Source organism: Candidatus Schekmanbacteria bacterium, assembly GCA_003695725.1.
Lineage (GTDB): Bacteria > Schekmanbacteria > GWA2-38-11 > GWA2-38-11 > J061 > J061.
Genome location: RFHX01000195.1, coordinates 1 through 6,811 on the forward strand (window position 1 = coordinate 1; position 6,811 = coordinate 6,811).

The window sequence follows — 6,811 nt, forward strand, 5'->3', positions numbered from 1 at the left end:
AAAAAAACATTTTTTTTTTTTTTTTTTTTAGCTCTTACTTCATTCTTACTACTCTCTTCTTACCAACTATCTGCTATTGAAGATAATGTAGGTGTACAAGATGTTTCCACTTTCGAATTTGACTTAAAGGATGGTGCAGGGGCTGAACCCGGTAAAAACTGGTATTCCATTGATGGAGGGGCAGCAATTTTGCACTTGAGCAATAAAAAGAATCTCTGGAAAAAGATAAAAAAAATGAAAAAGCCGGGTGATGTATTTTTCGGTCCAGTGACGATCGAAGGACCAATGCTCCCAATGGAATACCGAACTGATCTTCTCTCAATATTAAATGATTGGGCACGCAGTCAGGGAACTAGGTGGAATAGCACTTTAACACTTCAAGATTCGAGTCGCACCACATTAAGAACAATTCATTTCAAAGAGTGTATTCCTCTTTCCTATACTCCCCCATCAGTTAGAGCTGGTGACTCATCACTTCTCGAAGAGGAATTTGTTTTCAAACCTATGATAGTTGAAGAAGTTGCCGGGAGTATCCCCACAAAGAATAAGAGTATCGGAAATTATAATATCCTACAAGGGGCAGATCCTATTGATTTGATACTTACATCAGATACCTTTGGATTTGAAATTAATGGTCAGGAATTATCTGTACTTGAAGTAATTCCCGGCAGAGTATCATTCAAATTGTCAAGAGCGAAGGTAAACAAAAAAATTGATAATCATAAATGGTTTACAATTATACAAGTTGATTATGGTGAGTGGGAAGTCAAAAAACACATAATAAAGGGCGATACATTACTCAGAACATTATTCGAGAATTTTGCAAAAGGTACGACCGGTGCAGAGGGTTCTCCTTCTGGAATAAACGCAACACTTAGTTATCATGACAGGGCTGGCATGACAAAGCGGACAATTTATGCTCACAATATAATTCCGGTATCCTATGAAAGCGCGGCAGTGGATTCCCGAAATGGAACTGTTGCAACAGAGTCATTGCGTTTTCGAGTAGAATACTGTACTTTTGAGTAAAGATAAAATCTTTTTTAATCACCTTTAAAGGAGCAATGTTATCAATTCTTCAAAGAAACTATTTCTCTTTTTTGTCAGTCTTTTTGTCTTTCTGCCTCTCTCATATGCTCAAGAATTGACCCTTCTTTCTTCATATGATACTCCCGGCGATGTTTACGATATTTTAGTGAAAAATGATATTGCCTATGTCTGTGACGGAAGCGAAGGACTTCAGATTATCGATGTGAGCAATCCCGTATCCCCAACACTGCTTGCGACTTATGAAAACAATTCGGACATCTATAATGGGAAGACACTCGATGTTGCTATTTCCGGCACAGTTGCGTATATTGCAGAACAGATTGGTGGTCTTCAGATAGTGGATGTATCCAATCCTTCATCTCCCACGAATATCGGCTCTTTTGACATTTGGAAATCACTGGGAAATCAGGCACAAAGTACCGGACCGGAAGCATCCTCTATAGAGGTTGCGGGCAAATACGCCTATGTTGCGCTGATGGGAGAGTTCAATGAGCCAAACCTTGCAATAATCGACATAAGCAACCCTTCGTCTCCTCAGCTTGTTGGTTCAATTGATACAACTCCTTCTTTAAATGATTTTTCCCTTGATATGTTCCTCATTACAGACACCGTTTATCTCGCCGATGATGAGAGAGGAATGCAGATAGTCGATGTGAGTAATCCTGTTTCTCCAACACTTGTAGCAACCTATGATACTGTCTCAAATCCCGCCCGTGATGTAGTGGTTTCAGGCAACTATGCCTATCTGGCAGACTGGGGCGCAGGGCTTATAATTATAGATGTAACTGACATCTCAAATCCTGTGATTAGGCGCTCTTATCATTTTCAGGCTGGCTATTACTACGGGCTTTTTTTAAATTCTGATGAGGCATATATAGCAGGCGGTGATGACGGATTCTTCATTCTCGATGTAAGCAAACCTGCAACTTCCAATCCTTCGTTAGTTGGAAGTGTTTATGATACTGCAGGAAGTGCGCAGGATGTTTTTGTCTCAGGCGAGTTAATATTTATAGCTGAAGGGAAAACAGGAATTGAAATATTGAAAAGGGAAATGGCTTCAAATGAAAAACTACCTGATCTAATAGTCAAATCATTAAAGATTGCAAAATCCTTCAAAAGAGGGAAAAAAGCAAAAATAAAGGCAATAGTTAAAAACATAGGCAATGCCAATAGCAACAATTCCAAAATAAGTTTTTATCTTTCAAAGAATAAGAAAAAAATATTTGAAGGAGATACACTTATCAGAAAAAGCCGTATTAAAGCATTGGTTCGGGGGAAGAAAAACGCAGTTTTATTCCGGTGGAAAGTCCCGCAACGACAGAGAAGAGGCAAATACTATATAAAAGCATTCTGCGACAGCTCCAAACAAGTTGAAGAATCGGATGACACAAACAACATCAAGGTTTCGAAGAAAGTCAAAGTCAAATAGCGGTTTTTCCCTTCTTTCATTTACCAAAAAGACTTTTATAATATGTATTTGCAGTGTGGAAAACCGCTGCTGGATTATGCCCTGTAACTCTGTCCTTTACTACAATTGTGGATGAAGGCGCTTTGGAATGCATAGTGAAGAGCGCATCGTGCCCTATACAAAGCCCCATAATAAAGTTGAGGTCGGTCTTGTATTTGTTGCAAAATTCCGCCTGGGCTATAGGATTACAGATTGCTTCGAAATTTCCGGGACGAATCTTGTCTTCTTCGGGAATGCGGGCTTTTGTTTTATCGAATGCTCCTGCTTTACAGCAGGCGCTTAGAACTTCGAATCCATGATTTTCGAATAGTTTTTCAAGCAGAAGCGATTCCTCCATCAACCCCACACAGGAAGCAATCCCTATTCGTTTAGCTTCGTAAATTTTTGCAAATTCTAACGCTTCCTGTACACGAGTCCATTTACAGTATCCCGCACTTTCAACTTTTGCAGCGGCATTGAATATCTTCTTTATTTTTTTGTTTGAAGTATATTTAGAAAGAGTTGAATCAAGAATTTCATTTTCTGTGCAGGTAGGACAATCCTTCGGAAATTTACCGTTTCCCCTGAAACATCCCTGTGTGAGCTTTTTATTTCCGCAAGTCAAGGCACATTTTGGTAGAGACATTTTCGACTCCTATTCATTTTATCTTTCACTTCCCATAAAAAAGATCATAGGACCTTTTACGCCCTTCCTTTTCACCATAAAGTTTATAAAGAATCTTCATAGCAGGATCATTATCAGTCGTAAATTTTATGAAATTTTCAAAGTCCTTCTCAGCCTTTAAAATAAGGGTTTCGTCCCTAAGCTTTTCTGCGCTCGAGACGCTCTCGATATAAACATCAAGATATTCCTTGTGAAGATCGAGAATTTTTAACTCCGACTCTCTCCTAATATTTGCATAACAGAGTGATGGAGAAAAGATTTCTGCTATTTTACCTTTCGGTTTAATCACGTCTGCAAGCTCATTAGAATATTTGCTTCGAATTTTTAACAGGTTGTCATAACCGCTGAATTTTTCCAAATCATAGGACCAAGTCTGCATTACATCCATAAAAAAGATGGTCTTTCTCCCGAAAAACATTGTTTCCGATTCGAAAATAGGCATTCTATATTCCGGTTTGGGACAGATAAAAACAGTACAAACTTCACCTCGAAACATCTTTGTCTTCATTATTAAAATTCTATGGAATCTTTCACTTGTATATGACCTTCCAGTGAATCTTATCATTCCTAATGCGCGAATAGGACGCCATGGAAGAGGGTATTTCATAGAAACTTCTGAAAGTGATATTTTATTCTTTATATCATTAAAGGATATCGAATGAACTTCACGCAAATCCTTCACTTAGTGTCTTGACCTCCTCTCATCAACTACAACTACAGCCCGTATTTTTGGGAGCAATCTTCAGTATATCTTCCTTGATTATAGCTATAAGACATCCAGTACCTTTTGTTACTCTGACTGCATTGAATTCACAGTTGAGCTCACAGGCACCGCACTCCATACAGGATTGATAATCTGTCAATTGAGCTTTCCCATCAATCATAGCTATAACTGCCTGTGGGCAAACCTTTACACATATTTTGCATCCCGTACATTTTTCATCGATGAACGAAATCATAATTGCAGTCCCTTAATTATGACTATAATAGACGATATTAAATAAAAAATAAAACTTAAAGGAAGAAAGTTTTTTATTTCCTTTTTGACAAGCGAATAATTACTGACACCACTGTTGCCTGTATAATAGAGCGAGAAAAAAACTGATGTTCCCGCAGTGAAAAAAAAGTAAAAAAGGATTTCATAGATGTTTATTTTGCTTCCCATAAAGACAAATGTATGAAGAAAATAAACAAATGATATTGCACCAAAGAGAAACAGCCCCTTAACTGAAAAGGTTTTTGTCGGCAAAAAAGGGAAAAGCACTATATAAAGAAATGAAAAAATCAGCCCAATTGGAATTGTTTGCCAGTATATCTTTGTATTCGTAAAATAATCCCATATAAAAAGAAGAATTGCGGCAAAAACCATATATTTTGTGAATTGAATCATTGACGCCGGCATAGTAAACAATCTGTCTTTAAATGAAAATTCAAACTTGTCTTCCGTGCAATCTTCAAGAGGTCTTTTTGAAAGATAGGATGGTATTTTCGATGCATATATCGGCCCAATCAAAGGAATTATATTGTTTGCCTTCAATTTCTTTATAGATACTCCTGAAAGGGAAAGTTTAGGAAGCACCATTTCGATTTTTTCTTTATCCGTTAAAATGTTTTTTTCATATTTAAGAAGCTGATTTATGATTTCTTCAGCACAGAATTTTCCTTCCGCACTTGAACACCATACATTTATCCCATCAGTATCGATAACAAGTATTCGCAAGGGAATAGATTTTAAATAAGACCAGAGAAGATAAACTGTAAGATGATAATTGCATGTTACAAGCAGAGGAGTAGATTTGTCATATTCTTCTCCCAAAAAATAGAGTCCCGGTTCTACAGTAAAAGTCTTTTTGAATGCTCTAATAATACAAAAAAGAGATTTTAAAAAATCAATCTTTTTAAAAGAAAGTTTATAGGGCTTTAAAAGACTATCTTTTTTCTGCATAACTATTTTTACTTTGGCTCTATCAACCAAACTATCAGTAAACAAGAAATATATGCAACAAGAAAAGCTCTGCCCTCCTTCATTGACAAAAGACCTTATTTTGTTTTAAAGAGAAATAAATCCAAAAGCAAATCAGAAATATCATTAATTTTTTTATAAGGAGAAAAGTAAAGATGAAAAATGTGGTAATAGCAAGCGCATGCAGAACTGCTGTAGGCAGTTATGGGGGAACTTTGAAGGATGTTCCTGCGGCAGAAATTGGGACAATTGCAGCAAAAGAAGCCATAAAGAGAGCTGGAATTGAACCATCTGATATAGACGAACTAATCTTTGGCTGTGTACTTCAGGCAAATCTTGGGCAAAGTGTTGCAAGGCAGATTTCTGTCAAAGCAGGAATACCTGTAGAAGTGCCTGCTTTTACTCTAAATAAAATGTGCGGTTCGGGACTTCGCTCAATAATGCTGGCGGCACAGGAAATCCGTGCAGGTGACGCAGATGTCATAGTTGCTGGAGGAACAGAAAATATGAGCCAGGCGCCTTATGCATTGCCTGCGCAAAGATGGGGCGCACGGATGGGAGATGTCCAAGCCATAGATTTAATGATAAAAGACGGACTAACATGCGCCTTTTCCAATATTCATATGGGACTTCTCACAGAAAAAATTGCTGAAAAATACAATATAACAAGAGAAGAACAGGATGAATTTGCAGTCAACAGCCAAAACAAGGCAGAAGAGGCAATCAAAAACGGTAAATTTGATGATGAGATAGTTCCTGTAGAGGTTCCCAAAAGAAAAGGTGATCCGGTTATATTCAAACAGGATGAGTTTCCAAGATTCGGATGCACAAAAGAGATGTTGTCTAAATTAAGGCCTGCATTCAAAAAAGACGGAACTATTACAGCGGGAAATGCATCCGGAATAAATGATGGCGCGGCGGCTGTTGTTGTTATGTCAGAAGAGAAGGCAAATGAGCTTGGTATTACGCCTTTAGCAAAGGTAAGGTCCTATGCTATTGCAGGAGTTGAACCTGATATGATGGGAATGGGTCCTCTTTATTCAAGCCAAAAAGCGCTCGATAAAGCAGGATTAAAGATTTCAGATATGGATTTGATCGAGCTGAATGAGGCATTTGCAGCACAGTCAATCGCCGTGCTTCGCGAATTGAAAGCTGATACATCAAAGGTCAATGTCAATGGAGGCGCCATTGCAATAGGGCATCCAATCGGAGCTAGTGGTGCACGAATCTTTGTTACGCTTCTGCACGAGATGAAAAAACGCGGTTCCTCCCTCGGCCTTGCAGGGCTGTGTATTGGGGGAGGGATGGGGGTTAGCCTCATTGTCGAAATGTAATTCGTATATCTTGTCCACAGGGCTGAATTGAAGTTTTTAATCCCTTTAAAAAAAAGTTCCCTTGAATTTTCAAAACTCGTCAAAGCTTTGCCTTACCTCGAATAAGAAAATTCATGCTTTGCATCGTTTATCGCGTATTTATGTAGAGCACAGGCCTCTACGCCTGTCAGCAACGGTCTCTATTAATTATTTTTTCTCGCCGTATCACCGTGTCACTCTTCTCCGAGTCCTTTCTTTTTTGCGCCACCATGACTCTCATATTACAGAAGCTGTTTTATTTCTGTATAGATTAAAATTGGTAAAAATGCTTAAAAAAAAAAAAAAAATTATCT

General features: G+C 38.0%; 7 protein-coding genes. 3 read left to right on the top strand and 4 right to left on the bottom strand.

Annotated elements, in window-relative coordinates:
- The coding region (locus D6734_07720; GenBank protein RMF94459.1) for a hypothetical protein at positions 1-1,029 on the top strand (1,029 nt) is incomplete at its 5' end.
- Positions 1,030-1,144: 115 nt separating this feature from the next.
- Positions 1,145-2,479 (top strand): hypothetical protein, encoded by a 1,335-nt coding sequence (locus D6734_07725; protein ID RMF94460.1) that lies wholly within the window; start codon positions 1,145-1,147, stop codon positions 2,477-2,479.
- 16 nt (positions 2,480-2,495) lie between these two features.
- On the opposite strand, the gene D6734_07730 is transcribed toward D6734_07725, so the two are convergent.
- The 4 genes from D6734_07730 to D6734_07745 are packed head-to-tail and all read right to left on the bottom strand — an operon-like array spanning position 2,496 to position 5,172.
- Positions 2,496-3,143: a DUF1847 domain-containing protein gene (locus D6734_07730; protein RMF94461.1), complete on the bottom strand. Its 648-nt coding sequence runs from the start codon at positions 3,141-3,143 to the stop codon at positions 2,496-2,498.
- A 25-nt stretch (positions 3,144-3,168) separates the two neighbouring features.
- Positions 3,169-3,864 (bottom strand): hypothetical protein, encoded by a 696-nt coding sequence (locus D6734_07735; GenBank protein RMF94462.1) that lies wholly within the window; start codon positions 3,862-3,864, stop codon positions 3,169-3,171.
- 22 nt (positions 3,865-3,886) lie between these two features.
- Positions 3,887-4,141 carry a 4Fe-4S dicluster domain-containing protein gene (locus D6734_07740; protein ID RMF94463.1) on the bottom strand — a complete coding sequence of 85 codons (255 nt, stop codon included), beginning with the start codon at positions 4,139-4,141 and terminating at the stop codon, positions 3,887-3,889.
- Entirely contained in the window at positions 4,138-5,172 is a 1,035-nt protein-coding gene (locus D6734_07745; GenBank protein ID RMF94464.1) for a hypothetical protein, read from the bottom strand. The genes D6734_07740 and D6734_07745 overlap by 4 nt, the downstream gene beginning before the upstream one ends.
- A 128-nt stretch (positions 5,173-5,300) precedes the next feature.
- On the opposite strand from D6734_07745, the gene D6734_07750 reads away from it, so the two are divergent.
- Positions 5,301-6,479 (top strand): acetyl-CoA C-acetyltransferase, encoded by a 1,179-nt coding sequence (locus D6734_07750; GenBank protein RMF94465.1) that lies wholly within the window; start codon positions 5,301-5,303, stop codon positions 6,477-6,479.
- Positions 6,480-6,811 lie beyond the last annotated feature (332 nt).